At 68.6% G+C, this 24,373-nt stretch carries 23 protein-coding genes; 7 read left to right on the top strand and 16 right to left on the bottom strand.

The genetic code is table 11. The features are described from left to right. Positions 1–19: 19 nt before the first annotated feature. Together B0E52_RS07710 and B0E52_RS07705 are read right to left on the bottom strand one after the other, a co-directional pair. Positions 20–709: a glutathione S-transferase family protein gene (locus B0E52_RS07710; RefSeq protein ID WP_077483238.1), complete on the bottom strand. Its 690-nt coding sequence runs from the start codon at positions 707–709 to the stop codon at positions 20–22. 28 nt (positions 710–737) lie between these two features. Further along, entirely contained in the window at positions 738–1,658 is a 921-nt protein-coding gene (locus tag B0E52_RS07705; protein ID WP_077483236.1) for a DMT family transporter, read from the bottom strand. 122 nt (positions 1,659–1,780) lie between these two features. Between B0E52_RS07705 and B0E52_RS07700 the strand changes: the two genes are divergently transcribed. From B0E52_RS07700 to pip, 3 genes are all read left to right on the top strand, one after another. Beyond that, positions 1,781–2,275 (top strand): Lrp/AsnC family transcriptional regulator, encoded by a 495-nt coding sequence (locus tag B0E52_RS07700; RefSeq protein WP_077483234.1) that lies wholly within the window; start codon positions 1,781–1,783, stop codon positions 2,273–2,275. Between the two features lie 163 nt (positions 2,276–2,438). After that, positions 2,439–4,136, top strand: coding sequence for an acid phosphatase (gene acpA / locus B0E52_RS07695; RefSeq protein ID WP_077483232.1), 1,698 nt, complete (start codon positions 2,439–2,441; stop codon positions 4,134–4,136). Positions 4,137–4,237: 101 nt separating this feature from the next. After that, on the top strand, positions 4,238–5,191 hold the full coding sequence (gene pip / locus B0E52_RS07690; protein WP_077483230.1) for a prolyl aminopeptidase: 954 nt from the start codon (positions 4,238–4,240) through the stop codon (positions 5,189–5,191). A 34-nt stretch (positions 5,192–5,225) separates the two neighbouring features. Here the strand turns inward: pip and B0E52_RS07685 are convergent, their stop codons facing one another. Next, positions 5,226–7,358 carry an EAL domain-containing protein gene (locus B0E52_RS07685; protein ID WP_077483229.1) on the bottom strand — a complete coding sequence of 711 codons (2,133 nt, stop codon included), beginning with the start codon at positions 7,356–7,358 and terminating at the stop codon, positions 5,226–5,228. 205 nt (positions 7,359–7,563) lie between these two features. On the opposite strand from B0E52_RS07685, the gene B0E52_RS07680 reads away from it, so the two are divergent. Then, positions 7,564–9,420: a M1 family metallopeptidase gene (locus B0E52_RS07680; protein WP_077483227.1), complete on the top strand. Its 1,857-nt coding sequence runs from the start codon at positions 7,564–7,566 to the stop codon at positions 9,418–9,420. Between the two features lie 94 nt (positions 9,421–9,514). Then, positions 9,515–10,459, top strand: a complete 945-nt coding sequence (locus tag B0E52_RS07675) for an alpha/beta hydrolase (RefSeq protein WP_077483381.1) — start codon at positions 9,515–9,517, stop codon at positions 10,457–10,459. Between the two features lie 154 nt (positions 10,460–10,613). Here the strand turns inward: B0E52_RS07675 and B0E52_RS07670 are convergent, their stop codons facing one another. The 11 genes from B0E52_RS07670 to ttcA all read right to left on the bottom strand — a co-directional run bounded on the left by B0E52_RS07670 (position 10,614) and on the right by ttcA (position 20,112). Further along, the gene (locus tag B0E52_RS07670) at positions 10,614–11,702 is read right to left on the bottom strand and encodes a hypothetical protein (RefSeq protein ID WP_077483225.1); all 1,089 of its coding nucleotides are present in this window, start codon (positions 11,700–11,702) and stop codon (positions 10,614–10,616) included. Between the two features lie 233 nt (positions 11,703–11,935). Next, entirely contained in the window at positions 11,936–13,171 is a 1,236-nt protein-coding gene (locus B0E52_RS07665) for a DUF6596 domain-containing protein (protein WP_077483223.1), read from the bottom strand. A gap of 10 nt (positions 13,172–13,181) precedes the next feature. Continuing rightward, positions 13,182–13,526: a hypothetical protein gene (locus tag B0E52_RS07660; protein WP_077483221.1), complete on the bottom strand. Its 345-nt coding sequence runs from the start codon at positions 13,524–13,526 to the stop codon at positions 13,182–13,184. A 16-nt stretch (positions 13,527–13,542) separates the two neighbouring features. After that, positions 13,543–13,932: a YciI family protein gene (locus B0E52_RS07655; protein ID WP_077483219.1), complete on the bottom strand. Its 390-nt coding sequence runs from the start codon at positions 13,930–13,932 to the stop codon at positions 13,543–13,545. An 81-nt stretch (positions 13,933–14,013) separates the two neighbouring features. Continuing rightward, entirely contained in the window at positions 14,014–14,376 is a 363-nt protein-coding gene (locus B0E52_RS07650) for a YciI family protein (protein WP_077483217.1), read from the bottom strand. A gap of 86 nt (positions 14,377–14,462) precedes the next feature. Then, complete coding sequence (locus B0E52_RS07645) at positions 14,463–14,771, bottom strand: YciI family protein (protein ID WP_077483380.1); 309 nt, start codon at positions 14,769–14,771, stop codon at positions 14,463–14,465. Between the two features lie 103 nt (positions 14,772–14,874). Beyond that, positions 14,875–15,453 carry an isoprenylcysteine carboxylmethyltransferase family protein gene (locus tag B0E52_RS07640; protein ID WP_077483215.1) on the bottom strand — a complete coding sequence of 193 codons (579 nt, stop codon included), beginning with the start codon at positions 15,451–15,453 and terminating at the stop codon, positions 14,875–14,877. Between the two features lie 673 nt (positions 15,454–16,126). After that, complete coding sequence (locus B0E52_RS07635) at positions 16,127–16,897, bottom strand: YgjP-like metallopeptidase domain-containing protein (RefSeq protein ID WP_077483214.1); 771 nt, start codon at positions 16,895–16,897, stop codon at positions 16,127–16,129. A 130-nt stretch (positions 16,898–17,027) separates the two neighbouring features. Continuing rightward, a complete protein-coding gene (locus B0E52_RS07630) occupies positions 17,028–17,945 on the bottom strand; it encodes a recombination-associated protein RdgC (RefSeq protein WP_077483212.1) in 918 nt (305 codons plus the stop codon). Between the two features lie 70 nt (positions 17,946–18,015). Then, entirely contained in the window at positions 18,016–19,218 is a 1,203-nt protein-coding gene (locus tag B0E52_RS07625) for an amino acid aminotransferase (RefSeq protein ID WP_077483210.1), read from the bottom strand. A 63-nt stretch (positions 19,219–19,281) separates the two neighbouring features. Then, on the bottom strand, positions 19,282–20,112 hold the full coding sequence (ttcA, locus tag B0E52_RS07620; protein ID WP_077483208.1) for a tRNA 2-thiocytidine(32) synthetase TtcA: 831 nt from the start codon (positions 20,110–20,112) through the stop codon (positions 19,282–19,284). A gap of 102 nt (positions 20,113–20,214) precedes the next feature. Between ttcA and B0E52_RS07615 the strand changes: the two genes are divergently transcribed. Both B0E52_RS07615 and B0E52_RS07610 read left to right on the top strand, forming a co-directional pair. Then, entirely contained in the window at positions 20,215–20,421 is a 207-nt protein-coding gene (locus B0E52_RS07615; protein WP_077483207.1) for a DUF465 domain-containing protein, read from the top strand. 11 nt (positions 20,422–20,432) lie between these two features. After that, positions 20,433–21,032 (top strand): GNAT family protein, encoded by a 600-nt coding sequence (locus B0E52_RS07610; RefSeq protein WP_077483205.1) that lies wholly within the window; start codon positions 20,433–20,435, stop codon positions 21,030–21,032. 138 nt (positions 21,033–21,170) lie between these two features. On the opposite strand, the gene B0E52_RS07605 is transcribed toward B0E52_RS07610, so the two are convergent. Together B0E52_RS07605 and B0E52_RS07600 are read right to left on the bottom strand one after the other, a co-directional pair. After that, positions 21,171–22,418, bottom strand: coding sequence for a TIGR03862 family flavoprotein (locus B0E52_RS07605; protein ID WP_077483203.1), 1,248 nt, complete (start codon positions 22,416–22,418; stop codon positions 21,171–21,173). A 106-nt stretch (positions 22,419–22,524) separates the two neighbouring features. Then, the gene (locus B0E52_RS07600; protein WP_168174157.1) at positions 22,525–24,264 is read right to left on the bottom strand and encodes a proprotein convertase P-domain-containing protein; all 1,740 of its coding nucleotides are present in this window, start codon (positions 24,262–24,264) and stop codon (positions 22,525–22,527) included. Between the last annotated feature and the right edge of the window lie 109 nt (positions 24,265–24,373).

The following is a 24,373-nucleotide window of genomic DNA, read 5'->3' as shown; positions in this document are numbered from 1 at the left end:
TGACCGGCGTTCCGGTGCTTCAAGCCGTGCGCAGATCCTGCAGCCAGAGGCCCGCCCGCCGCGCCTCGTCCTCGTGCTCCGGGTCGCGCCAGGTTTCGGCCAAGGCCGCGTCGTACCACGCGCGCATCGCGGGCCGGTCGAGCAGGCGCTGCGCGTAAGCCATCGCGGCGTCGCCCAGTCGCAGGCCGTAGCTCTGGATGCGGAACGCCACCGGCGCGTAGAACGCATCGACCGCGGTGAAGGCCTTGCCGGCGAGGAAGGGGCCGCCGAAGCGCGCCAACCCTTCGTTCCACAGCTCCTCGATGCGGCTGAGATCCTTGCGCAAGGCCGCGCTGGTCGCCTCGACGCGCACGCGCACGCCGCAGTTCATCGTGCATACGTTGCGCAGCTCGGGAAAACCGGAGTGCATCTCGGCGGCGGCGCAACGCGCCCACGCGCGCGCCTGCGCATCGGCCGGCCACACGCCGGGATCGCGTTCGGCCACGTATTCGGTGATCGCCAGCGAATCCCACACCACGGTGTCGCCGTCGCGCAGGCAGGGCACCTTGCCGCTGGGCGAGAACGCGCGAAACTCGTCCCAGTTCGCCCCGGCGCCGCCGAGGAACGGCACCAGCTTCTCGTCGAACGCAATGCCACGCTCGCGCAGCAGAATCCACGGCCGCAGCGACCACGAGGAGTAGTTCTTGTTGGCGATGTAGAGCTCGTACACGCGACACTCCTTTTCGATGGTTGGAAGTTCAGGACGGCTTGCAGGCCTCGGCCAGCGTCGCCGCGGGTGCCGCGGAACGACGCCGCGCGTTCGCCAGCACCACGCCGCCGATCACGATCGCGCCGCCGACCAGCACCATCGCACCGGGCACCTCGCCCAGCCATACCCAGCCGATCACGATCGCGATGGGCGGCGACAGGTAGATGAAGCTGGACACCCGCGAGGCGCTGGCGCGATGCACCGCCACGTTCCACGCGAGGTAGCCGAGGAAACTCGGCGCGATGCCCAGCCATAGCAGCGCGGCGACATGCGACCACGGCGCCGCCGCCAGCGCCTGCGGCAAGCCGCTCGCGAACGGCAGGCAGCCCAAGGTGCCCACGAAGAAGGTGAAGGCGGTGACCGCCAGCGTGCTGGAACGCGCGAACAGCGGCTTCTGTCCCACGAAATAGACCGCCGAAGCGAGCACGCAGACCAGCACCAGCAACGCCTTCGGATCGGCTTCCACGCGTTGGCCGCTGGCCAGCACCACCAGCACCGTGCCGGCCAGCGCCACGCCCAGACCGACCCAGGTGCGCAGGCTCAGGCGCTCGCGCAGCCACAGCGCCGACACCGCCGCGGTCGCCGCGGGCACCAGGCAGATCACGATCGACGCGGTGCCGCTGGCGATGCGCGTTTCCGCCCAGTTGAGGCAGACGTGATAGGTGGTGAGGCCGATCAGGCCCAGCAGCACGAGCTGCGGCCAGTCGCGCCGCGCCGGCAGCGGCACGCGTTTCGCCGCCAGCAACGCCGCGAAGCACAGCGAGCCGATCGCGAGGCGTGAGAACGCCACTTCGCCCGGCGTGAACGAGGCCAGCGCATAGGCGATCGCGGCATACGCCGACGACCAGGTGAGCAGGGCGATGGCGATGCAGACGAGAGCCCGCGCATCGAGGCGTTCGGTGGAAACCATGGGGCGGATTCTGTGCCGGGGGAGTGCGCATCCTAGTCTTGCGCGCGATGCCGCGGAATAATGCATCGACAGGCCGGCGGAATGTTTCGCCGTCGGTCGAAACGAAACCGGAGCATACCGCCTTGGAATCGAAACCTGATCTGGACGCCAAGGACTGGCACATCCTCGAAGCCCTGCAGCGCGACGCGCGCCTGGGCTACGCCGAGCTGGGGCGCAAGGTGAAGCTCTCCGCACCGGCCGTGGCCGAGCGCGTGAAGCGGCTGGAGGAAGCCGGCGTGATCACCGGCTATCGCGCGGTGGTGGAGCCGAAGCGGCTGGGCTATCGCATCGAAGCGATGGTGCGGCTGCGCTGCGACGGCGGCATCTGCGCGCGCATCGGCCAGATCGTCGCCGACATCCCCGAGGTGCTGGATTGCCGCCGCCTCGCCGGCGAGGACTCCGCCCTGCTGCGCGTGGTGGCGATGTCCATCGGCCACCTCGAAAGCGTGCTCGACCGCCTGCTGAAGATCCATTCCAGCATCAGCACCACCACCCTGATCGTGCTGCAGGCGCCGCACGCGAACCGCGCGCTCACCCGCGCGATGTGGGACGCCGCGCGCAAGCTGCCGCTGGACTGACGGAGGCGTGCATGCAGGCCCGCGTGCGGTCCGTCGATGAACCATGCCTGTCCCGTCGCGTCGACGCCTGTCGGCGTCATGTGAATGCGACGCTTCCGTCGGAACATCCGCCCACGCGCGGCGTGCATACTCTCCACCTCTCGCTGCTGACGAGTACGCCGCCATGACCGAGAAGCTGCCACCCATTCCGCCCGTCGCCACCGACGATGCACCCAACGATCCCGCGCGCCGCCGACTGCTGGGCGGCATCGCGCTGGCCGGCGCCGCGCTGGCCATGGGCGGCTGCAAGACTGCCACGAGCACCCAGGCCGCGCACATCGCCAGCAGCACCAGCGAAGCACTGGATGCCGCGCTGCGCGAGCACATCCGCCACGTGCTGGTGATCTACGCGGAGAACCGCAGCTTCAACAACCTGTTCGGGGATTTCCCCGGTCTCGCGCAGCCGCTGTCCGCGCTGGCACCCGAGCGCTACCGCCAGCGCGACCGCGACGGTGGACTGCTCGACAACTTGCCGCCGATCTGGCACGGCCTGATGCCGCACAAGCAGGTGCTGGACGGCCGCGAGTACCAGATTGGCGAGGACGCGATCCGCGGCCTCGCCAACGCGCCGTTCGCGCTCGCCACGCCCGACGGCCAGCCACTGCCGCAGGCACTGGTCACCCGCGACCTGATCCACAGCTTCTACACCAACCAGCTGCAGATCAACGGCGGCAGGAACGACGGCTTCGTGGCCTGGGGCGACAGCGGCGCGCTGGTGATGGGCCGCTACGGCGACAGCGCGGACAAGCTCGCGCTGTGGCAGCTGGCGAAGCAGTACACGCTGTGCGACAACTTCTTCATGGGTGCCTTCGGCGGCTCCTTCCTCAACCACCAGTACCTGGTCGCCGCGCAGCCGCCGTTCTTTCCGCATGCGGACCAGGCCCCGGCGAAATTCCAGATCACCGAACTGGACGGCGACGACCCCGCCGGCATCCGTCCGAAGCTGGCCGCGGATTCGCCCACTAGCGCGATGCAGGGCCGGCCGAAGTTCGCCTCGCGCATGGCGCTCACGCCCGACTTCTGGGCGGTGAACACGATGGGGCCGCCTTACGCGCCGGCCTTCACCAGGGACCCGAAGAATTCGCTGCTGGCCGACCCCGCCGACCCCAGCACGCTGCCGCCGCAGGTGCACGCCACCATCGGCGACCGACTCAGTGCCGCGGGCGTGGATTGGGCCTGGTACGCGGGCGGCTGGCAGCTGGCGCTGGACGGCAAGGGCGTGCGCGGCACGCACGACAGCTTTCCCTACGGACCGAATTTCCAGGAACACCACCAGCCGTTCAACTATTTCGCGGCCTTCGCGCCCGGCAGCGCCGCGCGCGCGCGGCACCTGCGCGACGGCGGCACCGGCAGCGGCGCGGCCAGCAACCGCCTCTTCGCCGACATCAAGCACGGCACCCTGCCCGCGGTGGCGTTCTACAAGCCGCAGGGCGACCTCAACATGCATGCGGGCTATTCCGACGTGGCCGCGGGCGATGCGCACATCGTGCAGATCGTCGAAGCACTGCAGCGGAGCCCGCTGTGGCCGCACACCCTGGTGGTGATCACCGTGGACGAGAACGGCGGCTGGTGGGACCACGTGGCGCCGCCCAAGGGCGACCGCTGGGGGCCCGGTACGCGCGTTCCCGCGCTGGTGGTCTCGCCGCACGCGAAGCGCGGCCACGTCGAGCACACCGTCTACGACACCGGCTCGATCCAGCGCTTCCTCAACCGCCGCTTCGGGCTGCAACCGCTGCCTGGCATCGCGATACGCGACCAGGCGATGCGCGACGCGGGCAGCCCGGCGCCGGGGGATCTCACCGAGACGTTGCAGTTCACCTGAATACAGACCGGTAGGAGCGCACCCTGTGAGCGATTGCCTTGTGTCTCGATCAGGGCAAGAGCATTCGCGCACAGGGTGCGCTCCTACATGAGGAGCATCCCATGCGCGAGCTGTACCCCGAGATCGAGCCCTTCCGCACCCGCCGCCTCGCGGTGGATGCGCGCCACGCCCTCCACGTGGAGGAATGCGGCACTCCCGACGCGCTGCCGGTGGTGTTCCTGCACGGCGGCCCCGGCGCAGGCATCGCGCCGTACCATCGCCGCTTCTTCGACCCGGCCCGCTGGCATGTGGTGCTGTTCGACCAGCGCGGCGCGGGCCAGTCCACGCCGTTCGCCGACCTCGTCGACAACACCACCGCGCATCTGGTCGCCGACATCGAGGCGTTGCGCGAGGAACTGGGCATCGAGCGCTGGGTGGTGTTCGGCGGTTCGTGGGGCTCCACGCTGGCGCTGGCGTACGCCGAAGCGCATCCCGAGCGCGTGCTTGGGCTGGTGCTGCGCGGCATCTTCCTCGCTCGCCCCGAGGAACTGCGCTGGTTCAACGAGGCGGACGGCGGCGCGCAGTACATCTTCCCCGAGCGCTGGGCGCGCTTCCGCGACTTCATCCCGGAGGCCGAACGCGGCGCGATGATCGAGGCCTACTGGAAGCGGCTCGACGGCGACGACGAAGCCATGCGCCTCGCCGCCGCGCGGGCCTGGAGCGCCTACGAAGGCGGTAGCACCACCCTGGTCCACGACCCGGACGCCGGCGGCGATTTCGACGATCCCCACAAGGCGGTGAGCCTCGCACGCCTGGAAGCGCACTACTTCCGCCACGGCATGTTCCTCGAACCGGACCAGCTGCTGCGCGACGTGCCGAGGATCCGCCGCATCCCTGCCACCATCGTGCACGGCCGCTACGACATCATCTGCCCGGTGAAGACCGCGCTCGACCTGCATGCGGCGTGGCCCGAGGCCGAGCTGCGCATCGTGTTGGCCGGCCACAGCGCGGCCGATCCGGCCATCGTCGATGCACTGGTGCAAGCGACCGACAAGCTGGCGGATCGCTACGGCTGATCCGCGGTCGGCCAGGCGTAGCGCCCCCTGGGCGCTACGCTCGCTCCAGGGAAAGGGCGCCCAGCCACTGGCGGAAACCGGCATCGTCCAGCGGACGGCAGATCAGGTAGCCCTGCAGGCCGTCGCAACCCATCTGCTCCAGTACGTGACGCTGGGGCTCGGTTTCCACGCCTTCGGCCACCGCGACGATGCCGAGCCGGTGGGCCACGTCGATGATGAAACCCGCCAGCGGCCTGGCGACCTCGGGCGTCAACTCGCTGACGAAGGAGCGGTCGATCTTGAGCATGTCCAGCGGCAGCCGTTGCAGGTAGCTCAACGCGGAGTAGCCCACGCCGAAGTCGTCCAGCGCGAGCTTGAAACCCGCCGCCACGAGTTGCTGCATGGTCGCCAGCGCGCTGTCGAAATCCTGCAGCAACGCGCTCTCGGTCAGCTCCAGCGTGAGCCGCGCGGGCTCGATGCCCGCCGCGCGCACCTGCGCCTCGAACAGCGCGGCGAGCCGCGGCTGCACCAGTTGCCACGCGCTCACGTTCACCGCCAGGCGCCCGCGGAACGGTACGCCGTCGCGATCCCAAGCCATGATGCAGGCGCAGGCCGCACCGACCACCCAGTTGCCGAGCGCGTGGATCAGCCCGGTTTCCTCGGCCATCGGGATGAACTCGGCCGGCGACAGGTCGCCCAGTTGCGGATGGCGCCAGCGCAGCAGCGCTTCGGCACCCAGCAATTCGCCCTGCGGGCTGAGCTGTGGCTGGAAATGCAGGGCGAACTGCGCATCCATGCTGCCCTGCTCCAGCGCCGCGCGCAGACCGCGCTCCAGCGTCAGGCGCGTGTCGGCTTCCTGCTGCATCGGCGGCAGGAACAGACGCACCGTGCCGCGGCCGGCGGCTTTGGCCCGGTACAGCGCGATGTCGGCCCGGCGCAGCAGGTCGGCCACGTCCTGCTCGCCGGCGGGAAATACCGCCACGCCGACGCTGGCACCCACGGCCAGCACGCGACTGCCCACGTTCACCGGCTCCGCCAGGCGCGCGATCATGTCGGTGGCGACCTGCTGCGCCCGCGCCTGCATGTCGTCCGGCGTGCCCCGCAACGGTTCGAGCAGCAGCACGAACTCGTCGCCGCCGAGGCGCGCGAGCACCGCTTCCGGCGGCACCACCGCGAGCAGGCGGTCGGCGATCGCCTGCAGCAGATGGTCGCCGATATGGTGGCCGAGGCCGTCGTTGATGGTCTTGAAGTTGTCCAGGTCGATCAGCAGCAGCGCGCCGTGCTGACCGCGCGCCACCGCATCGGCATGCCACTCGGCGAGGCGGTCCAGCAAGTGGGCGCGGTTGGGCAACCCGGTCAGGCTGTCGTGGTAGGCGATGTGGCGCAGACTCAGCTCGGCCTCGCGGCGCGTATGCGCCTCGGCCTCCAGATCCTGCCTCGCGCGCTCCAGCTGCATCGAGCGCTGGCGCAGCTGGGCCGCCAGCGACAGGCTCATCAGCAGCACGAAGGGCAGGAAGGCGAAGGCATCCAGGTACGGCGAGCGCACGCCGAGCCAGTCGATCGCGATGTCACCCCACAACAAGGCCGCGAACTGCACCAGCAGGCAGATGCCCAGCAGCAGGGCCAGCATCGACTCGCCACGGCGGTACTGCCGCCACGCGCGCCACAGCGCCCAGAGGAACAACGAGTAGCTCGCCAGATGGAACAGCCAGCCCCAGATCGAGACCGTGCCGGCGATGCCGTACAAGTGCTCGCCCCAGGGCAGCACGTCGCCCGGTGTCGCCACCAGTTGCGTGTAGAACAAGGTGGTCGCCGTCACCCCGTTGAGCCAGAGGAACAGCAGCGTCAGTGCGCCCAGCAGCAGCTTCACGCGCCAGGCGATCGTCGTGCCGGTATAGGCGCCGATGAACGCCACGAACGGCAGGAAGGACAAGGTCGACATCCCTATCATCCAGCGCAGCGCGGAAGTCGCCCCGGCCAGGTCGCCGGCGGTGCGCAACAGCAGGTTGCCCAGCGCCAAGCCGGCGAGACAGAGGCACAGCATCGCGTAGGAAAGATGGATGGTTTCGCGCCGGCGCCACAAGCCGATCACCACGAACTGCACGCCGGAAGCGAGCGCGATGCCGGTGGTGGCGATCAGCGCGGCGGTGAAGTAGCCGAACCCCGTCGGATCCGCGTCGACCAGCATGCTTCCCTCTGCAAACCGTAAGCCACCGGGGCGCGACAGGTGGTGGCGTCCATGCCGGAAGCTTGCACCTTTTTGCCGTCGAGAAACAGCCGTCCCGGCGGCCGCGGGTGGGTCGGGCCGACGCCCACCCGGGCTTCCGTCACGGGCGGCCGCCGGCGTGTCGGTGGCATACTCCGCGCTTCCGTTTCCCTGCCGGAGCCGCTGCATGCGCCTGCTTCCCGTCCTCGCCCTCGGCGCCCTCGTGCTGCCGCTGGCCGCCCGTGCCAACGACCCCAACTCCTACGCCCAGCCCGACCAGGTGGTGGTAACCCACCTGGACCTCGATCTCAGGGTCGATTTCCCGCACAAGCAGCTGGACGGCGTGGCCACGCTGAAGCTGGACTGGAAGAATCCCAGGGCGCCCGCGCTGGTGCTGGACACCAGCGCGCTGAAGGTCGCCTCGGTCGAGGCGGTGGACGCGAACGGCAAGACGCACGCGTTGAAGTACGCGCTGGCGCCGGCCGTCAAGGCGATGGGCAGCAAGCTCACCATCGAGGCGCCGAAGCACCCGGCGCAGGTGCGCATCCGCTACGTCACCTCGCCCGGCGCCACCGGCCTGCAGTGGCTGCCGCCCGCGCAAACGGCGGACAAGAAGGCGCCCTTCATGTTCTCGCAGTCCGAGTCCACCCATGCGCGTTCGTGGGTGCCGCTGCAGGATTCGCCGGCGATCCGCTTCACCTACGACGCCCACGTCAGCGCGCCGAAGGACATCCGCGTGGTGATGAGCGCGCTGAACGACGCGAAGCATCCTCTTGACGGATCGTTCGATTTTTCCCAGCCGCATCCGATTCCCTCCTACCTGCTGGCGATCGCCGCCGGCGACATCGCGGTGAAGGAAACCGGCCCGCGCTCGGCGGTGTATGCCGAGCCTTCCGTGGTGGACGGCGCCGCGCGCGAGTTCGCCGACACCGAGAAGATGATCGCCACCGCCGAGTCGCTGTACGGCCCGTATCGCTGGGGCCGCTACGACCTGCTGGTGCTGCCGCCGTCGTTCCCCTACGGCGGCATGGAAAACCCGAACATGACCTTCGCCACGCCCACGATCATCGTGGGCGACAAGAGCCTGGTCAGCGTGATCTCGCATGAACTGGCGCATTCGTGGTCGGGCAACCTGGTCACCGCCGCCACCTGGCGTGACATCTGGTTGAACGAAGGCTTCACCACCTACGTGCAGGGCCGCATCACCGAGGCGCTGTACGGCCAGCGCCAGGCCACCGAGGAAGACCTGCTGGCGATCCGTGCGCTGCAGAAAGACATCGGCGCGATGCCCGCGAACGCGCAGAAGCTCGCGCCCGACCCCAAGGGCCTCGGCGGCGACGACTCGCTCTCCGACGTGGCCTATAGCAAGGGCTCGTGGTTCCTGCGCACGCTGGAGCAGAAGTTCGGCCGCCAGGACTTCGACACCTGGCTCAAGGGCTACTTCGATCGCCACGCCTGGCACAGCATCACCACCGAACAAATGCTGGCCGACCTCAAGCCCAACCTGATCGACAAATACCCGGGCAAGATGAGCTGGAACGAGGTGCAGGACTGGGTCTACGGCACCGGTATCCCGAAGGACGCGACTATCCCCGACTCGCCGCAGTTCGATGCCGTCGACAAGGAACGCACGGCTTTCCTCGCCGGCACGCTGCCGGCCGCGAAGCTCGATGCCAAGGGCTGGAACACGCAGGAGTGGATGTACTTCCTCGACCGCCTGCCCGACATGCCCAAGCTCGCCGACATGCAGGCGATCGACGCCGCCTGGCACCTTACCGGTACGCACAACGCCGAGATCGGCATGCGCTGGTACGTGCACGCCATCGCCGCCGGCGACAAGGCCGTGTGGCCGGCCGCCGCCGAGCACATGACCCGCATCGGCCGGCTCTACCTCACCCTGCCGGTGTACGGCGCGTTCGCGAAGACACCGGCGGGCCTCGCCTATGCCGAGCAGGTCTACGCCAAGGCGAAGGACGGCTACCACCCGCTGACCCAGCAGGCGGTGGAGGCCCTTTTTGCCTCGCCAAAAAGGGCAAATAGGTAAATCGGGCTTTGCTTCCCGCCCGCACTGGCGGGCGCCCCACCGACGAGAGCTCGAAACCATGTCCAACCCCTCCAACCGCCCGCTCTGGCAGCGCATGCTGTTTCGGCGCCTGAAGTTCCTCGCCATCGTGGTGGTGGCGCTGGTCGTGCTGCTGGGCGGCAGCTACCTGTTCGCGCCGCAGTGGCTGTTCCGCGCGAACATCGCGCGCGAAGCGATGGCCGCGCACCTGGAGAAGCATTCGGTGCAGGCCGGTGACACGCGCTGGTCGTACTACGAGGGCGGCGAAGGCCCCACCATCGTGCTGCTGCACGGCTTCGCCGACAGCAAGGAGGTGTGGTTGGAGGTAGCCAAGCAACTCACGCCGCACTTCCACCTGGTCATTCCCGACCTGCCGGGCTGGGGCGAGTCCTCGCGCGATGCGAACGCGAGCTACAACATCGACGCCCAGGCCGCGCGCCTGCAGACCTTCGTGCAGACCCTGGGCCTGGGTCGCTTCCTGCTGGTGGGCCACTCGATGGGCGGCGCGATCGCCGGCGTCTACGCCGCCGAGCATCCCGAGCACGTGGGCGAGCTGGCGCTGGTCGACGCGTTCGGGTTGAAGTTCAAGGAGAACGCGTTCGCACGCGCGACGCTGGCCGGCAAGGACCCGTTCGTGTTCTCCGATCGCGCCGGCTTCTGGCATGCCGCCGACCTGGTGTTCGACCAGCGTCCCGACATCCCCGGCCGCTTCGTCGACGTGCTGGTGGCGCGCAACGTGAAGGACCACGCCTTCATCGCCAAGGTGCTGGGCGAACTGCGCGAACCCTCGCAATACCTCGCCGTGCAGAACCGGCTCGACCAACTGACCATGCCGGTGCTGGGCCTGTGGTGCAAGGACGACAAGGTGATCGACATCTCCGCGCTGGACAGCCTGCGCAACGGCCTGACGCACGCCAGCGCGATCAGCACCAGCACGCTGAACGGTTGCGGCCACATGCCCGAGCTGGAGAAACCCGAGGAAACCGCGCAGATCCTCACCGCGTTCGCGCTGTCGCACTGAACCGCCGGGATTCGGAAGAGCGCGCTGCGCCCGTCTCCCTCTCCCCCAAGCTCCGCTTGGGGGAGAGGGTCGGGGTGAGAGGGCGCTTTTTCGCTTGTGAGGCTGGAGACATCGAACAAGCGTCGCGTGTTCCAATGTCGATCCCTGCACGCGCTCATTTGCCAAACGGCGGCGTCAGTCCGGTGAAGTCGCCGATCTGCTTGGCGTCGTAGGGTCCGTTGAGCTGGTCGTAGCCGCTGCCGGGCGTGTTCAGCGCGCCTTGCGTGAACACGGTCTTGCCCAGCATGTTCACTTCGATCACGCGGTCGTTGAACTGGTCGCTGATCAGCGTGTCGCCGTTGCGCAGGCGCACCGCGCGCGTGGGCAAGGGCGTGGGATTGCTGCCCGCCTCGGTGTTGGTGAAGTACTGCCACACCGGGTTGTCGCTCGCATCCACCTCCACGATGCGGTTGTTGTTGGAATCGGTGATCAGCGTGTCGCCGTTCGGCAAGCGGCTGGCGAACGCCGCGCCGCTCACCGTGCCCAGCGCGGTGAATTGCTTCACCAGTGCGCCGGTCCGGGTGACCTCGATCACGCGGTTGTTGTTCTCGTCGGCGATCAGGACGTGGCCATTGGCCAGCAGCTCGGCGCTGTTCGGGTTGTCGAGCTGGTTCGGCCCGCTGCCGCTGACGCCGGTGGTGCCGTACTGCCACACGACCTGCTTGCGCAGGTTGACCAGGATGATGCGCTGGTTGGCCTGGTCGGCGATCAGCACGTGCGGTCCGTAGTGGCCCGGGAAGCTGACCAGGAACAGCGCCTGCACCGGCGTGTTGAGCTGGTCCGGACCGGCGCCGGCCACGCCCGCCTGGCCGTATTGCCAGACGATGTCGCCGTGCGGATCGACCACGATCACGCGGTTGTCGGGACAGCCGTTCACCGTGTCGCTGCAGCCGGGCAGCCCCGGCGGCGTGCCGGTGCCGGAGATCAGGGTGAGCGAGCCGAAGCGCTCGGCGTCGTTGGTGCCCACGACGCTGTGCGGGCCGGGCAGATCGGAGCCGTTGCCGAATTGCCACACCACCTGGTGCGTCCGGCGGTTGATCTCGACGACGCGGTTGTTGAACTGGTCGGCGACGAGGATGTTGCCGTCGTCGCCGCCGCGGGCGAGCGCCGGCTTCGCCTGCAAGCTGATGGTGGCAACGCCGGCCACGACGAGGGCGGTGGCGAGACGGCGCAGGATCGGCGCGGAAATCGGAATGCGTGACATGGAGGGTTCCTCCGTTCGGGTTGCGTGGCGAGACGAGGTCACGGCGTTGCGCGCAGATCGGTGCGCCAGCAGTCGGCGTGGTCGCTTGCCGCCATGCCGCCGGTTCCGGCCGTCTTCGCTTGCTGTCGTGCATGACCCATCACCGGGATCGCCTGATCCCGACATGTGTTCATGCCCGTTTCGGCCGTTTTGGTTCAATCGGCCCGCGCCGGCGTTGTCTTCCGTACCGGAACTCAGTGCGGACGACGCCCCTGTTGCCGCAAGAATGTGCGCATCGCCGGGTCTTCGCACAGGCCGATCGCGCGCTCGCGGGCCGTATCCGCTTCGCCATGGCGCTGCAGGCGCGCGAGCAGGTGCGTGGCCAGCGCCCAGTAGGGCTGGTAGTCGCGCACGGCCTCGGCCGGAATCGCCTGCAGCAGCGCCCAGCCGTGTTCGGCATCGCGCGCTTCGGCCACCGCGGCGGCCCGGCCCACCAGGGCGCCGATGCCGGGTGCGAGACGCACCAGCCCTTCGTACAACAGCGCCAGCGCTTCCCAGTCGGTGACGCCGCTGACGGCGCGGCGCGCATGCACGGCCTGGATCGCCGCTTCCAGTTGGAAGCGGCCCAGCCGCCCCGCGCGCTGGGCAGCCTGCAGCAGACGATCCGCTTCCGCGATCAGCGGTCGCGACCAGCGCATAGTGTCCTGCCGCGACAGCGGCACGTAGGTGCCACTCTCGTCGCGGCGCGCGGCGCGGCGCAATTCGCAGTACAGCATCAGCGCCAGCAGGCCGCGCGCCTCGGGCTCGGCCGGCAGCAGCTGCAGCAAGGTGCGGCCCAGCGCCACCGCTTCGATGGCCAGGCCCCGACGACGCGGATCGGCGCCTGCCACGTCGTCCCAGCCGCTACCGTAGGCGGCGTAGATCGCTTCCAGCACGGCGCCGAGCCGCGCCGGCAAGTCACCGGCCAGCGGCAGCTCGAACGCGATGCCGGCATCGCGGATCTTCGCCTTGGCGCGGCTCAACCGCTGGCCCATGGTGGCCGGCTTCACCAGGAAGGCCGAGGCGATGCGCGCGGCATCCAGCCCCAGCACGGTCTGCAGCATCAGCGGTGTGTGCACGTCGCGGGCGATCGCCGGGTGCGCGCAGACGAACAGCAGCTTGAGACGTTCGTCGGGAAACGCGAGATCGGGCACGAGTTGTTCCTCCGCTGCATCCGCCGCAACCAGCAGCGCGGGCAACGCGTCGCGACGCACCTGTGCGCGCCGCGACGCATCGATCAGCCGGCGCCGCGCGGCGGTGAGCAGCCAGGCCTCCGGCTGTGCGGGCACGCCATCGCGCGGCCAGTGCTCCAGCGCCGCATGGAAGGCCTCGGCCAGCGCGTCTTCGGCGGCCGCCACGTCGCGCGTGCGCGCGGCGAGGAAGGCGAGCAGGCGGCCGTAGGATTCGCGTGCCGCCTGCTCGACCGCGCGATGCGTCGCGTCGACGCTCATGCGGCCGCCATCATCGTGCAGGGCCGGCGACGAAGGCGCGCGCTTCGCGCGCCAGCGCGAGCCACTCCTCGCCGTGTTCCGGCCCAACCGTGACCCACGCCTTCATCACGCGGCCACCGGAGCGGAAACGTTCGCCCTGCCCCGCCGCCAGCAGCGCCTCCACGCGCGCGACCGGCAGCTTGAGCAAGAGGCGGCCGTGGCTGAGCGCGGCGTAGATGCGGCCATCGACCTTCAGCGCGCCGTCGCCGAAACGCTGCGCAGGCGCGACCGTGCTCGCTTCGCCCAGGCGCGAGGCGAGCGCGCGGAACAGCGCCTCGGCATCGACGGGCACACTGGCGGCGGCGCGTTCCTTCATGGCCGGAGCCGAGCGCTCATGCCTGTACCGCGTGCACGGCCGGTTGCATCTCCTCCGGCCGGCACAAGTTGCCGCGCAACTCGACCGTGCGTCCCGGCAACACCGGACAGCGCCGCGCCCAGGCCAGCGCAGTGGCGCGGTCGGGCACGTCGATCAGGAAGAAGCCGGCCAGCTGTTCCTTGGTGTCGGCATACGGGCCGTCCTGCGCCTGCCAGCTGCTGCCGGCGGCGGACAGCACGGTGGCCGTGGACCGTTCTTCCAGCCCGGCGCCGGCAACGAACACGCCGGCCTCCTTCAGCGCGTCGAGGTAGGCGCCGATCGGCGGATACAGCGCGGCGCGCTGCACCGGATCGTTGCGCATGGCGATGATGTGGGCCTGCTCGTGGACAAAGATCGTGCATTGCATGGCGGTTCTCCGAAGGATGGGCGGGCGCGGTGGGCGTCCGTGACATGGACGCGCGGGCAACGATGGTTTCGACAGAACGCGTCAACCCATAGGTTTCAGGTTGGGCCGCACCTCGCAGACCCGTCCGGGCGAACGCGGCACGCGCGCGGCCCAGGCCAGCGCGGCGTCGAGATCGGGCACGTCGACGATGAAGAAGCCGCCGAGCTGCTCCTTGGTGTCGGCGAACGGGCCGTCCTGCACCAGCTGCTCGTCGCCGCGGAAGCGCAGCGTGGTGGCGGTATCCGGCGGCTCCAGTCCGGCGCCGCCGGCGAACACGCCGGCCTCGCGCAGCGCCTGGGCATACGGTGGCCACGCCGACCAGTAGGCTTCGCGCCGCTCGGGATCGGGGTCGTTGCGCACGGCGAAATCGGCCGCGGTCTCGTAGATCAGGATGCTGTAATTCATGGCAGGGCTCCCGGTGATGGCGACGCGGCATCGCGTCGCCCACGGCCTAGACGCGCCGGCGCCGGCCGTTTCGACAGCTGACGCCGCTAGCCGCGCGACGACTCCGGCAGCACCGCCTGCATCGGGTGGATCTCGAAGCGGAAGCCGAGGCCGGCACGGATCACCGGATCGCCGTCGATCAGTGCGGCAGGTTCCTCGTCGTCCGGCAGCTGCAACACGGCCAGGCCCCACGCGCCCACCGGATCGCGCACCGGCCCGAACACCACCACCTTGCCCTCGCGCATGCGCTCGCGCCAATAGCCCGCATGCTCGTGCATCGCCGCCGCCTCGGCCGGCGTCATGTCACCGGGAAACGTGGCACGCGGCGCCAGCAATCGACAGCAGTAATGCTTCATGTCCGGCATCGCTCCGGTGGCCAGGGAAGAACCGGCCGAGCATGCGCCGCACGCCCTTGCCCGCACAAGTGCGGATGGACGTCCATTCACCTTGGCCGCGATGTCACACGATGCCGGGAATCAGCGCCTTGGTATGCCGCATGTAGTCCACGTAGGCGGCGCCGAAGCGCTCGCGCATCCAGACCTCCTCGTGGCGCAGCTTGAACCAGAAGCCGGCGGCGACCAGCGCCAGCGCGAGCAAGCCGCGCCACTCGCCGATGACCAGCGCCGTGCCGAACAGGCCCAGCAGGATGCCGGTGTAGATCGGATGGCGCACCCAGCGGTACGGGCCGACCACGACCAGCTCGTGACCCTGCTTCAACTGCACCGTGGCGCTCCAGTTGCGCCCCAGCGCCACGCGCGCCCAGCAGGCGAAGCCCACGCCGAGCAGCAGCAGGAGCAGGCCCAGCCAGGCCCAACCCATCGCGGCCGGAAGGAAAGCTCGCCACAACCATTCCAATCCCGCCCAGGGGAGGTTCGAGAACAGCAGGGCGAAACCCAGCAGCAGCGGCACCCGGTACACCAGCATCGTGCCCAGGCTGTCCACCCGCGCCGCCCGCTTGGTGCCAAACGCGCTGACGAACCAGTACAGCAGCCAAGCCGCCCAGATCAGGGAAACGACGGTGCCGAAGGGAAGGGACATGGCGGTGACTTCCGCGGGAGCGATGCCGTCAGCATGCACTTGCGCTGCGCCATGATCGAGTGACGGTTGTCAGGCGACTCGTATACTCGGCTGCCCTCTTTCGACACGGAGCGGGCACTGAAGAAGCCGATTTAGCCTGCACGCCCAAACCCAGGAATAGACGATGCGGCATCGATTTCACTTTGTACTCTTGCTCAGTTTGATGACGTTGGCGTGCCCCTCCAATCGCCTTTTAGCTGCCGATCAAACATTCGCTGAGCAAGAGTTTGTTCTGACGCCTTCGCAAGTTCAGCAACTTTCCCAAGAGGCCCTCGATGGATCGGGGGGCTCAGCTCTTCGCCTTTCGCGTTTCTACTCAAACGTCACCGTCAATCTGGATGAGGCACTGAGATGGGCGATCATCGGAGCGGAAAACGGGAGCGCGAACTGTGCATTCACTGCCTATGCACTACTCCGTACTCGAGTGGCTCCCGACGACAGAAGGCGTGCGAAGTTCTGGCTGAAACGGGCGGCGAGTCAAGGCTATAAGCCCGCCGTAAAAGTGTTGGAGACATCCAGCTAACGCCCGCCTTCGACCCAAAGCGGACATCGCCAGATCATAGGGGCAATTGAAACGCCACAAGTAGAAGCACGGTGCGACAGCGATGAAAGTCGCTATCGTCTCCGCGCCCCCTTAATCCGCCACATCCGCCACCAGCCGATCCAGTTCGGCTTTCAGCGTGGCGCCGTTGCCGCGCAGCCAGTCGCGCTGCTCGCGCCAGTCGGGCAGCAAGCCTTCCACCTGCGCCCAGAAACGCGGCGCGTGGCTGCGCACGCGCAGATGGCAGAGTTCGTGCACCAGCACGTAGCGCAGCGCAGCGGGTGGCGCGAGCGCCAGCGCGAGGTCGAGGTTAATGCGGTCGCGGGTGTCCAGGCTGCCCCACAGGCTCTTCATCGGCCGCACCTTCAGCGCGGTGGGCGCAAGGCCGAGCTGCGGCACGTAGAACGCGAGCCAGCGTGACACGTCGCGGCGGATCAGCGATTCGAAATGCGAGGCCAGCAGGCCACGTGCCACCGGCAGGGCGCGGGTGTGCGGGCGCGGGATCACCAGGGTGAGGCCTTCGGCCTGCGCCTCGATCTTCGGGTAGGCGCCATCGGCCCAGTCCAGCGTGGCCAGCTCGCCGCGCAGCGGCAGCGTAGTGGCGTGGCCCACGCGCAGCGGCGGCAGCGGCTTCACGATCAGGTTCAGCTCGTCGAGCTTCTGCTCCAGCCAGTCGGCGTGATGGCGCAGGAACGCGCTGACCTGGGCCGGATGGGTGCCGTCGGGATAGGTGACGCGCGCGCCCTTGGGTGTCACGGTGAGGCGCAAGCGCCGCGCACGCGGGTGGGCGGCCTTGAGCACGCGGATGGTGTTGCCGCCTGCGGTCGCCAGTTCCAGCCAGTCGCCTTCGAGATGCTGCGCCATGTGCCTGCTGCCTGTACGTCCGGGCGCCGCCGTGGTCGGCGTGCCCGGAGGGACAGTATGTGGGGAGAACCACGTCCCGGCGCAAGGGTCGGCGGTCACGGCTTGCGGAAAGCCCGTTCTGACGCCAATCTCAACCGTCGTTGGGACGCGGCAAGCCGAACCACTCCTCCAGCTTGGCCAGCAGGCGCTCCAGTTCCAGGGTGAGCAGGGCGAAGCTGGCGTCGGCCTCGGCCTGGGCGTCCTCGTGGCCGTCGCCCATCTCGTCCAGCACCACGTCGAGGAACTTCAGCTTGCGCACGATCAGGTCCTCGCCCAGCACGAAGCTCATGCGGTCGTCGAACACCAGGCCGAGCTGGAACACCTGCTTGCCGTTGCGCAGGTGCTCCTTCACTTCTTCCGCATCGAGATCCTGACGACGACACTTGGCGATCGCACCGGTGGCGGTGGCCGGGTCGCGCAGTTCCACCTCGTCGCCGAACGCGAGGCCGGCGGGCAGCGTGCCGTTGGCGAGCCAGTCGGTCATCAGCACCCGCGGGCCTTCCTCCGGCGCCAGCGGGATCGCGGGGAAGCTGCCCAGCGCTTCGCGAATTTGCGTGAGCGCGTTCTCGGCCGACTTGCGGCTGGAGGTGTCGAGCACCAGCCAGCCCTGCTTCGTGTCCACGTAAGCCGACATCCGCGAGCTGCGCACGAAGGCGCGCGGCAGCAGTTCGGTGAGCAGGTCTTCCTTGAGGCGCTTGCGCTCGCGTCCGCCCACCTTGCGACCTTCCTCCTCGGCGATCTTCTGCACTTTGCGATGCAGCTCGTCGTTGATGACCGCGGCGGGCAGCAGCTTGTCCTCGCCGCCCACGGTGACCATGGTGCAGTGCTTCACCACGTGGGTGAGCGGCGCGTCGTCGCCGCGGCCGACCGGCGGCACGAAGCCCTTGGTGAACATTTCCAGCGGGCCGCAGGGGCGCAGACGGTGCTCGCCCAGCGCTTCGTCCAGACGCTTCAAGTCATCCGCGACGGCGGGGGAAAAACGGAACAGGGTGAGGTTGCGGAAGAACATTCGATATCCATGCTAAAGAAGCGAAGGCCGCCTTGCGGCGGCCATGCGCGTGTAAGACGACCCGTAGGAATCAACGGCACACGGCCGCGACGGCCTTGGTCACGTAGTCGATATTGCCGGTGTTGAGCGCGGCCACGCAAATGCGGCCGCTCCCGAGCGCGTAGATCGCGAACTCCTCGCGCAGGCGATCCACTTGCGCCTTGCTCAGGCCCGAGTAGGAGAACATGCCGGCCTGCTTGTTGATGAAGCCGAAGTCCGGCGCGCCCAGCGCGGCGAGCTTGTCCACGAAGGCCGCGCGCATCGTGTGGATGCGGCTGCGCATCGCGCCCAGTTCCTGCTCCCACAGCGCGTGCAGTTCGGCGCTATCCAGCACGCCCGCCACCAGCTTGCCACCGTGCGTGGCCGGGCTGGAGTAATTGGCACGCACGGTGGTCTTGATGCGCGACAGCAGTCGCGCGGCCTCGTCGCGGTCGGCGCCCACGAAGCTGAGTGCGCCCACGCGCTCCCCGTACAGCGAGAACGACTTGGAGTAGGAATTCGCCACCACGAAGGCGGGGATGCCCGAATCGGCCAGCAGGCGCACCGCGGTGGCGTCCGCGGTGGCGTTCTTGTCGAAGCCCTGGTAGGCCATGTCGACGAAGGGCAGCAGGCCGCGATCCTTCAAGAGCGCCACCACCTGCGCCCACTGCGCGGCGTCCAGGTCCACACCGGTGGGGTTGTGGCAGCAGGCATGCAGCAGCACCACGGTGCCGGGCTCCAGCTTGCCCAGGTCCGCCAGCATGCCGGCGAAGTCGAGGCCGTGGCTGGCGTCGTCGTAATAGCGGTAGTCGATCAGCTGGAAGCCGGCGGTGCGGAACACCACATGGTGGTTGCCCCAGCTGGGGTTGCTGATCGCCAGCTTCGCGTTCGCGCCCAGCACCTGCTTCAGGAGGTCCGCACCCACGCGCAGAGCGCCACTGCCGCCGATGGTCTGCGCGGTGGCCACGCGGCCCGCGTCGAGGATGGGCGCGCCTTCGCCGAACAGCAGCTTCTGCGTGGCGCGGTTGTACGCGGGCAGCCCGTCGATCGGCAGATAGCTGCGCGGCAGGTTGTCGCGCGCCAACGCCTGTTCCACCTGGCGCACCGCGTCCAGCACCGGCACCTTGCCCTGCTCGTCCACGTAGATGCCCACGCCCAGGTTCACCTTCTCCTTGCGCGGATCGGCGAGGTAGGTTTCGGTGAGGCCGAGGATGGGATCGCCCGGGGCCATTTCAACGGAAGCAAAGATGGACACGTGATTTCTCGCTTTTCTTCGTATGGAAGTATGGACGTCCAATCGGACGGACACCCGATGATCTCAGATTTCGTCGCCGGCCGCCCGTTCGCCCGCGCCCAGCCCCTCGAAATCGAACAGCCTGCGGTCGGCCAGCTGCGACGGCGCCACGTTGCCCAGCGCGCGGAACATCGTCTCGCTGCGGCCGGGATACTCGCGTTCCCACTCGTCGAGCATGCGCCGCACCTGCTTGCGCTGGAGGTTCTCCTGCGAGCCGCACAGGTTGCAGGGGATGATCGGGAACTCCCGCAGCGCCGCGTATTCGGCGATCTCGCTCTCGCGGCAATAGGCCAGCGGGCGGATCACCACGTGGCGACCGTCGTCCGAGCGCAGCTTGGGCGGCATCGCCTTCAGGCTGGCCTGGTGGAACAGGTTGAGGAAGAAGGTGGCGAGGATGTCGTCACGATGGTGGCCCAGCGCGATCTTCGTGATGCCGTTCGCCGCCGCCCAGGTGTACAGCGCGCCGCGGCGCAAGCGCGAGCACAGGCTGCACATCGTCTTGCCCGCGGGGATCACCCGGGTGACCGTGCTGTAGGTGTCCTGCTCGATGATGTGGAACGGCACGCCGCGCGATTCCAGGTACTCCGGCAGCACGTGCTCGGGAAAGCCCGGCTGCTTCTGATCCAGGTTCACCGCGATCAGCCCGAAACGCACCGGCGCCTTCGCCTGCAGCTGCAGCAGGATGTCCAGCAAGGTGTAGGAATCCTTGCCGCCGGACAGGCACACCATCACCTTGTCGCCGTCCTCGATCATGCGGAAATCCGTGATCGCCTTGCCGACCTGGTGGCGCAGCCGGGTGGCGAGGCGCTCGACCTCGGCGGCAGGCGTGGCAACGGTTTCGAGCAGCGCGGACATGGCGAACTTGCGGGCGACGGGACACCCATTGTACCTGCCCTGCTCCACCCGCTTCCGGCGGCGCTACACTACGGGGCACCGTCCGCAGCGCCGTACACCGCCATGCAGGTACAGGATCACGCCGAAACCGCCCAACTGCTCGCCGAATTGCGGCTGGAGCATCGCGACCTCGACAGCGCGATCAACCAGTTGGCCAGCGCGATCGGCCGCGACGAGTTGCAGCTCACCCGCCTGAAGAAACGCAAGCTGCTGCTGAAGGATCACATCGCGCGGCTGGAAAGCAAGCTGATCCCCGACCTCGACGCCTGACGCGCCCGCCGATGCCTTTCACCGACCCTGTCCTGCTGCGCGACGCGCATGTCGCGCTGGAACCGCTGAGCTTCGATCACGTTCCCGCGCTGGAGGCCGCCGCCGCCGATGGCGAACTGTGGAAGCTGTGGTTCACCAGCGTACCCGCCCCCGGCCAGGTCGCGGCCTACGTGGAGAAGGCGCTGGAAGGCCAGCGCGACGGCACGATGTTGCCGTTCGCGGTGCGCGAACCGGGCAGCGGCGAGATCGTGGGCAGCACCCGCTACTACGACATCACGCCCGAACTGCCGCGGCTGGCGATCGGCTACACCTGGTACGCGAAGCGCTGGCAGCAGAGCCACCTCAACACCGCCTGCAAGCGCCTGCTGCTGGCGCATGCGTTCGACACGCTGGGCTGCGTGGCGGTGCTGCTGCACACCGACCACCGCAATCTCGATTCGCAGCGCGCGATCGAGCGCCTCGGCGCCCATCGTGATGGCGTGCTGCGCGCCGACCGGCGCCGGCCCGATGGCAGCCTGCGCGACACCGTGTGCTATTCCATCCTCGACCGCGAATGGGGGGATGTCAGCCGGTGGCTGGAGCTGCGGCTGGGGCGTTTGATCCAGCGCTGATTCCTGATCGCGAGCGACAAGACGGCTTGGCCAAAGCCCCCACGGCAAGCAGGAAAATCCATCGCGCCCCGCGTCTCACCTCGACCCTCCCCCGATGCAAAGGGGAGAGCGCGCGGGAGCGACTCGACTCAAGCAAGCTCAAATGCCAGCCTGGCGCTGCAGCCAATGCGCCACGCCACGCCCGGCGAGCAAGCCGCTCGCGAAGCAGGCGCTAAGCAGGTAGCCGCCGGTGGGCGCCTCCCAGTCCAGCATCTCGCCGGCACAGAACGTGCCCGGCCGCGCATGCAGCATCAGCTGCTCGTCGAGCGCCTCCAGCCGCACGCCGCCGGCCGTGCTGATCGCCTCGGCCAGCGGGCGCGGCGCGCGCAGCAGCAGTGGCAGCGCCTTGATCCGCGCCGCGAGCGCGACCGGATCGGCGAGCGCAGCCTTGTCCGCGCCTTCGAACACCAGCGCGCACTTGGCGGCATCGAGATGCGCGCGGCGACGCAGCCAGTCGCCCAGGCTGTGCTTGCCGCGCGGGGCGGCGAGCCGCTCGGCCAGCGCTCCTTGCGGCAGGCCCGGGGCCAGATCGAGCCGCAGAAGCGCCTCGCCGTGCGTCGCGATGTGCTCGCGCAACTCCGCGCCGATCGCATAGACCAGGCTGCCCTCGATGCCGTACTCGCTGAGCACGCATTCGCCCTGCCGCACCTGCGCGGCGCCGCGGCGATCGGTCCAGTGCGCCGTCACTGCCTTGAGCGGCACGCCGGCGAAACGCGTGCGCAGGTGTTCGCTCCACGCGATCTCGAAACCGCAGTTCGCGCTCTGCAGCGGCGCGACGTCCACGCCGGCGGCACGCAGCGGCGCCAGCCACGCGCCATCGGAACCGAGCTTCGGCCAGCTGGCGCCACCCAGCGCCAACACCACGGCGTCGGCCGCAACGAGGCGCTCGCCGTCCGGCGTGGCGAAGCGCAACTCGCCGTCGTCCTGCCAGCCCAGCCAGCGATGGTGCATGTGGAAGGCCACGCCGTCGGCGCGCAGCCGGTGCAGCCAGCGGCGCAGCAGCGGCGCCGCCTTCATGTCGGCGGGGAACACCCGGCCCGAGCTGCCGACAAAAGTCTCCACGCCCAGCCCGCGAGCCCAGGCGCGCAACGCCTCGGCATCGAACGCGCGCAGCCAGTGCGCGATCTCGTCGCGGCGTTCGCCGTAGCGCTCGACGAAGCGTGCGAACGGCTCGCCGTGGGTGAGGTTGAGGCCGCCCTTGCCGGCCAGCAGGAATTTCCTGCCCACCGAGCCCATGGCGTCGTACAGGTCGACCCGGATGCCGGCCGCGCAGGCGGTCTCGGCCGCCATCAGGCCGGCGGGGCCGCCGCCGATGATCGCCAAGCGCGGTGTGTTGTTCGTCGTCATCCGTGCATGGTCGCATGCGGGACGAGTACGGAGAAAAACCCGGCCGTCACCGGCCGGGCCTGGTTTGAATATCGGCGGCGCGCCTCCCTGCGCACCGCATCCTTGGTCAGAATTGCAGGCTCCAGCTGTTGAGCGTGCCCGCATCGCCGCTGTAGTACGGATCGTTGTCGATCACTTGCAGCTGCCAGGTGCCGTTCGCCTGATCCGCCGAGGCATTCACCGTGTAAGTGGTGTTGATGTTGCCGTCGTTGTTGTAGTCCGGCGATTGCAGCGTGTACGAGGTGCCGTCCGGCGCGATCAGGTCGAGTTCCAGATCACCCGACCAGTTGTGCGCGATGTTCACGCTCACCTTCAACGTGGCCGGCGCGTTGCCCGACTGGCCGCCCACCGCGATGCCGTCCTGGATCGTGGCGTTGTCGGCTATCGTCACCGGCGTGTCGGTGCTGCTGAAGGTGCCGCCACCACCGCCCGCAGCGGTCACGGTCACCGACGCGGACTTGCTGTTGCTCGCACCGGTGCTGTCGGTCACCGTCTCGGTGACGTTGTAGGTGCCGGCCGCCGCATAGGTGTAGCTGGGGTTGGCCGTGGTCGCCGCCGCACTGCCGTCACCGAAATTCCACGAGTAGGAGCTGATCGTGCCGCCCGTGTCGGTGGAGCTGTCAGTGAAGTTCACCGTGAGGCCGTTCACCGTGTCGGTGAAATTCGCCACCGGCGTGCTGCCACCACCACTGCCGCCGCCCACGATCGGATGCGAGATCGCGCAGGCGTTGGTGTCATTCGACCAGCTGGCCTGCTCGGTGAAGGTGCCGGTGCTCATGCTCACGTTCGCCGCGCCGCCCGGCTGGCCCGCCGCGATCCACGCGCACTCGTCGGAGTTCTCCATGCCGTTGTCGGCCGAACCGCTGACCTGGTTCGTCCAGCCACCCGCCGGATAGGTATCCGACATCATCTCGTGCCACTCGTGGCCCAGCGTCATCGTCCAGCCGTCCAGGTCGCCGCCCGGGCTCGCATTGACGAAATCCACTCCGCAGCCCGAGCCCTGATCCATGTTGTACGGCTGGTTGCTGTAGGCGATGTCGCCGTAGGACGAGGTGGTGTAGTTGTGCCACGCGCAGTAGCCCTGGTTCGGATCCTGATAATTGTCCGGGTCGGTGCCATGCGGCGACATGATGATGTAGTAGGTGTAGCGGTTCGAGCCGGCCGCGGTATTGCCGAAGTGCGCTGCCGCCGCGATCGCCTCGTTCGCGAGGTCAGTCGCGGTCGGCGCGCTGGGTGCCGCCGCGGAGTTGTCGTACCACGAGCCGGCGTACACGCCGCCACTCTGGTACGGCACGAAGCTCGCATTCGACGGACAGCTGGTGGCGCCGCTTGCGACATTCGGGCCGTCGCACCACTGGGTCAGGTCGGCCGACCACAGTTCGCCGCCGGTGCCGATACCCTTGAACATCTCCTCGGCCTGGGCCGCCGCGCCGTAGGAGTCGCCGGAGAACACATCGTCGCCATTCGCGTTCGTGCTCTGCGAGCCCCACTGGTTGCCGTAGTACACGATGTACACCTTCACGTGGCCGTCCATCACGCCGACGCCGTCGATGCCGCCGGCGTAGCTGAGCGTGTTGGCGCCGGTCGCCGCCGTCATCACGGCGGGCGTGTGCGTGTCCTTGTAGTGCTTCATCTTCTCGTGCACTGCCCGCGTGGGAATCACGCCGCGGCGGTAGCTGTGCCCGTGGGCGGGCGAGTAGGGATTGCCCTGCGGGTTCGTGGCCCCGTCGGCCTGGGCGAACGCCGGTCCGGCCATCAGGCCCAGCAGAACGGATGCCGCGAGTGTCTTCAACACGATGCTTTTCATGTGATCTCCCCAATCAGGAAACAGGTGTTCGCAAACATGTGCCCCCGCACATGCATTCGGTTTTTTTCAAGGACGGAATGGACAAATGTCCGGGCATCGCGCCCGCTTT

The organism is Rhodanobacter sp. C06, assembly GCF_002001105.1.
Classification (GTDB): domain Bacteria; phylum Pseudomonadota; class Gammaproteobacteria; order Xanthomonadales; family Rhodanobacteraceae; genus Rhodanobacter_A.
This window is presented reverse-complemented; position numbering and strand designations above follow the sequence as displayed.

Excerpts from the sequence above, each read along its gene's own strand:
- B0E52_RS07705 (WP_077483236.1), bottom strand. The coding sequence starts at position 1,658 with ATGGTTTCCACCGAACGCCTCGATGCGCGGGCTCTCGTCTGCATCGCC.
- acpA (WP_077483232.1), top strand. The coding sequence starts at position 2,439 with ATGACCGAGAAGCTGCCACCCATTCCGCCCGTCGCCACCGACGATGCA.
- pip (WP_077483230.1), top strand. The coding sequence starts at position 4,238 with ATGCGCGAGCTGTACCCCGAGATCGAGCCCTTCCGCACCCGCCGCCTC.
- B0E52_RS07685 (WP_077483229.1), bottom strand. The coding sequence starts at position 7,358 with ATGCTGGTCGACGCGGATCCGACGGGGTTCGGCTACTTCACCGCCGCG.
- B0E52_RS07680 (WP_077483227.1), top strand. The coding sequence starts at position 7,564 with ATGCGCCTGCTTCCCGTCCTCGCCCTCGGCGCCCTCGTGCTGCCGCTG.
- B0E52_RS07675 (WP_077483381.1), top strand. The coding sequence starts at position 9,515 with ATGCTGTTTCGGCGCCTGAAGTTCCTCGCCATCGTGGTGGTGGCGCTG.
- B0E52_RS07670 (WP_077483225.1), bottom strand. The coding sequence starts at position 11,702 with ATGTCACGCATTCCGATTTCCGCGCCGATCCTGCGCCGTCTCGCCACC.
- B0E52_RS07665 (WP_077483223.1), bottom strand. The coding sequence starts at position 13,171 with ATGAGCGTCGACGCGACGCATCGCGCGGTCGAGCAGGCGGCACGCGAA.
- B0E52_RS07660 (WP_077483221.1), bottom strand. The coding sequence starts at position 13,526 with ATGAAGGAACGCGCCGCCGCCAGTGTGCCCGTCGATGCCGAGGCGCTG.
- B0E52_RS07655 (WP_077483219.1), bottom strand. The coding sequence starts at position 13,932 with ATGCAATGCACGATCTTTGTCCACGAGCAGGCCCACATCATCGCCATG.
- B0E52_RS07650 (WP_077483217.1), bottom strand. The coding sequence starts at position 14,376 with ATGAATTACAGCATCCTGATCTACGAGACCGCGGCCGATTTCGCCGTG.
- B0E52_RS07645 (WP_077483380.1), bottom strand. The coding sequence starts at position 14,771 with ATGAAGCATTACTGCTGTCGATTGCTGGCGCCGCGTGCCACGTTTCCC.
- B0E52_RS07640 (WP_077483215.1), bottom strand. The coding sequence starts at position 15,453 with ATGTCCCTTCCCTTCGGCACCGTCGTTTCCCTGATCTGGGCGGCTTGG.
- B0E52_RS07635 (WP_077483214.1), bottom strand. The coding sequence starts at position 16,897 with ATGGCGCAGCATCTCGAAGGCGACTGGCTGGAACTGGCGACCGCAGGC.
- B0E52_RS07630 (WP_077483212.1), bottom strand. The coding sequence starts at position 17,945 with ATGTTCTTCCGCAACCTCACCCTGTTCCGTTTTTCCCCCGCCGTCGCG.
- ttcA (WP_077483208.1), bottom strand. The coding sequence starts at position 20,112 with ATGTCCGCGCTGCTCGAAACCGTTGCCACGCCTGCCGCCGAGGTCGAG.
- B0E52_RS07615 (WP_077483207.1), top strand. The coding sequence starts at position 20,215 with ATGCAGGTACAGGATCACGCCGAAACCGCCCAACTGCTCGCCGAATTG.
- B0E52_RS07610 (WP_077483205.1), top strand. The coding sequence starts at position 20,433 with ATGCCTTTCACCGACCCTGTCCTGCTGCGCGACGCGCATGTCGCGCTG.
- B0E52_RS07605 (WP_077483203.1), bottom strand. The coding sequence starts at position 22,418 with ATGACGACGAACAACACACCGCGCTTGGCGATCATCGGCGGCGGCCCC.
- B0E52_RS07600 (WP_168174157.1), bottom strand. The coding sequence starts at position 24,264 with ATGAAAAGCATCGTGTTGAAGACACTCGCGGCATCCGTTCTGCTGGGC.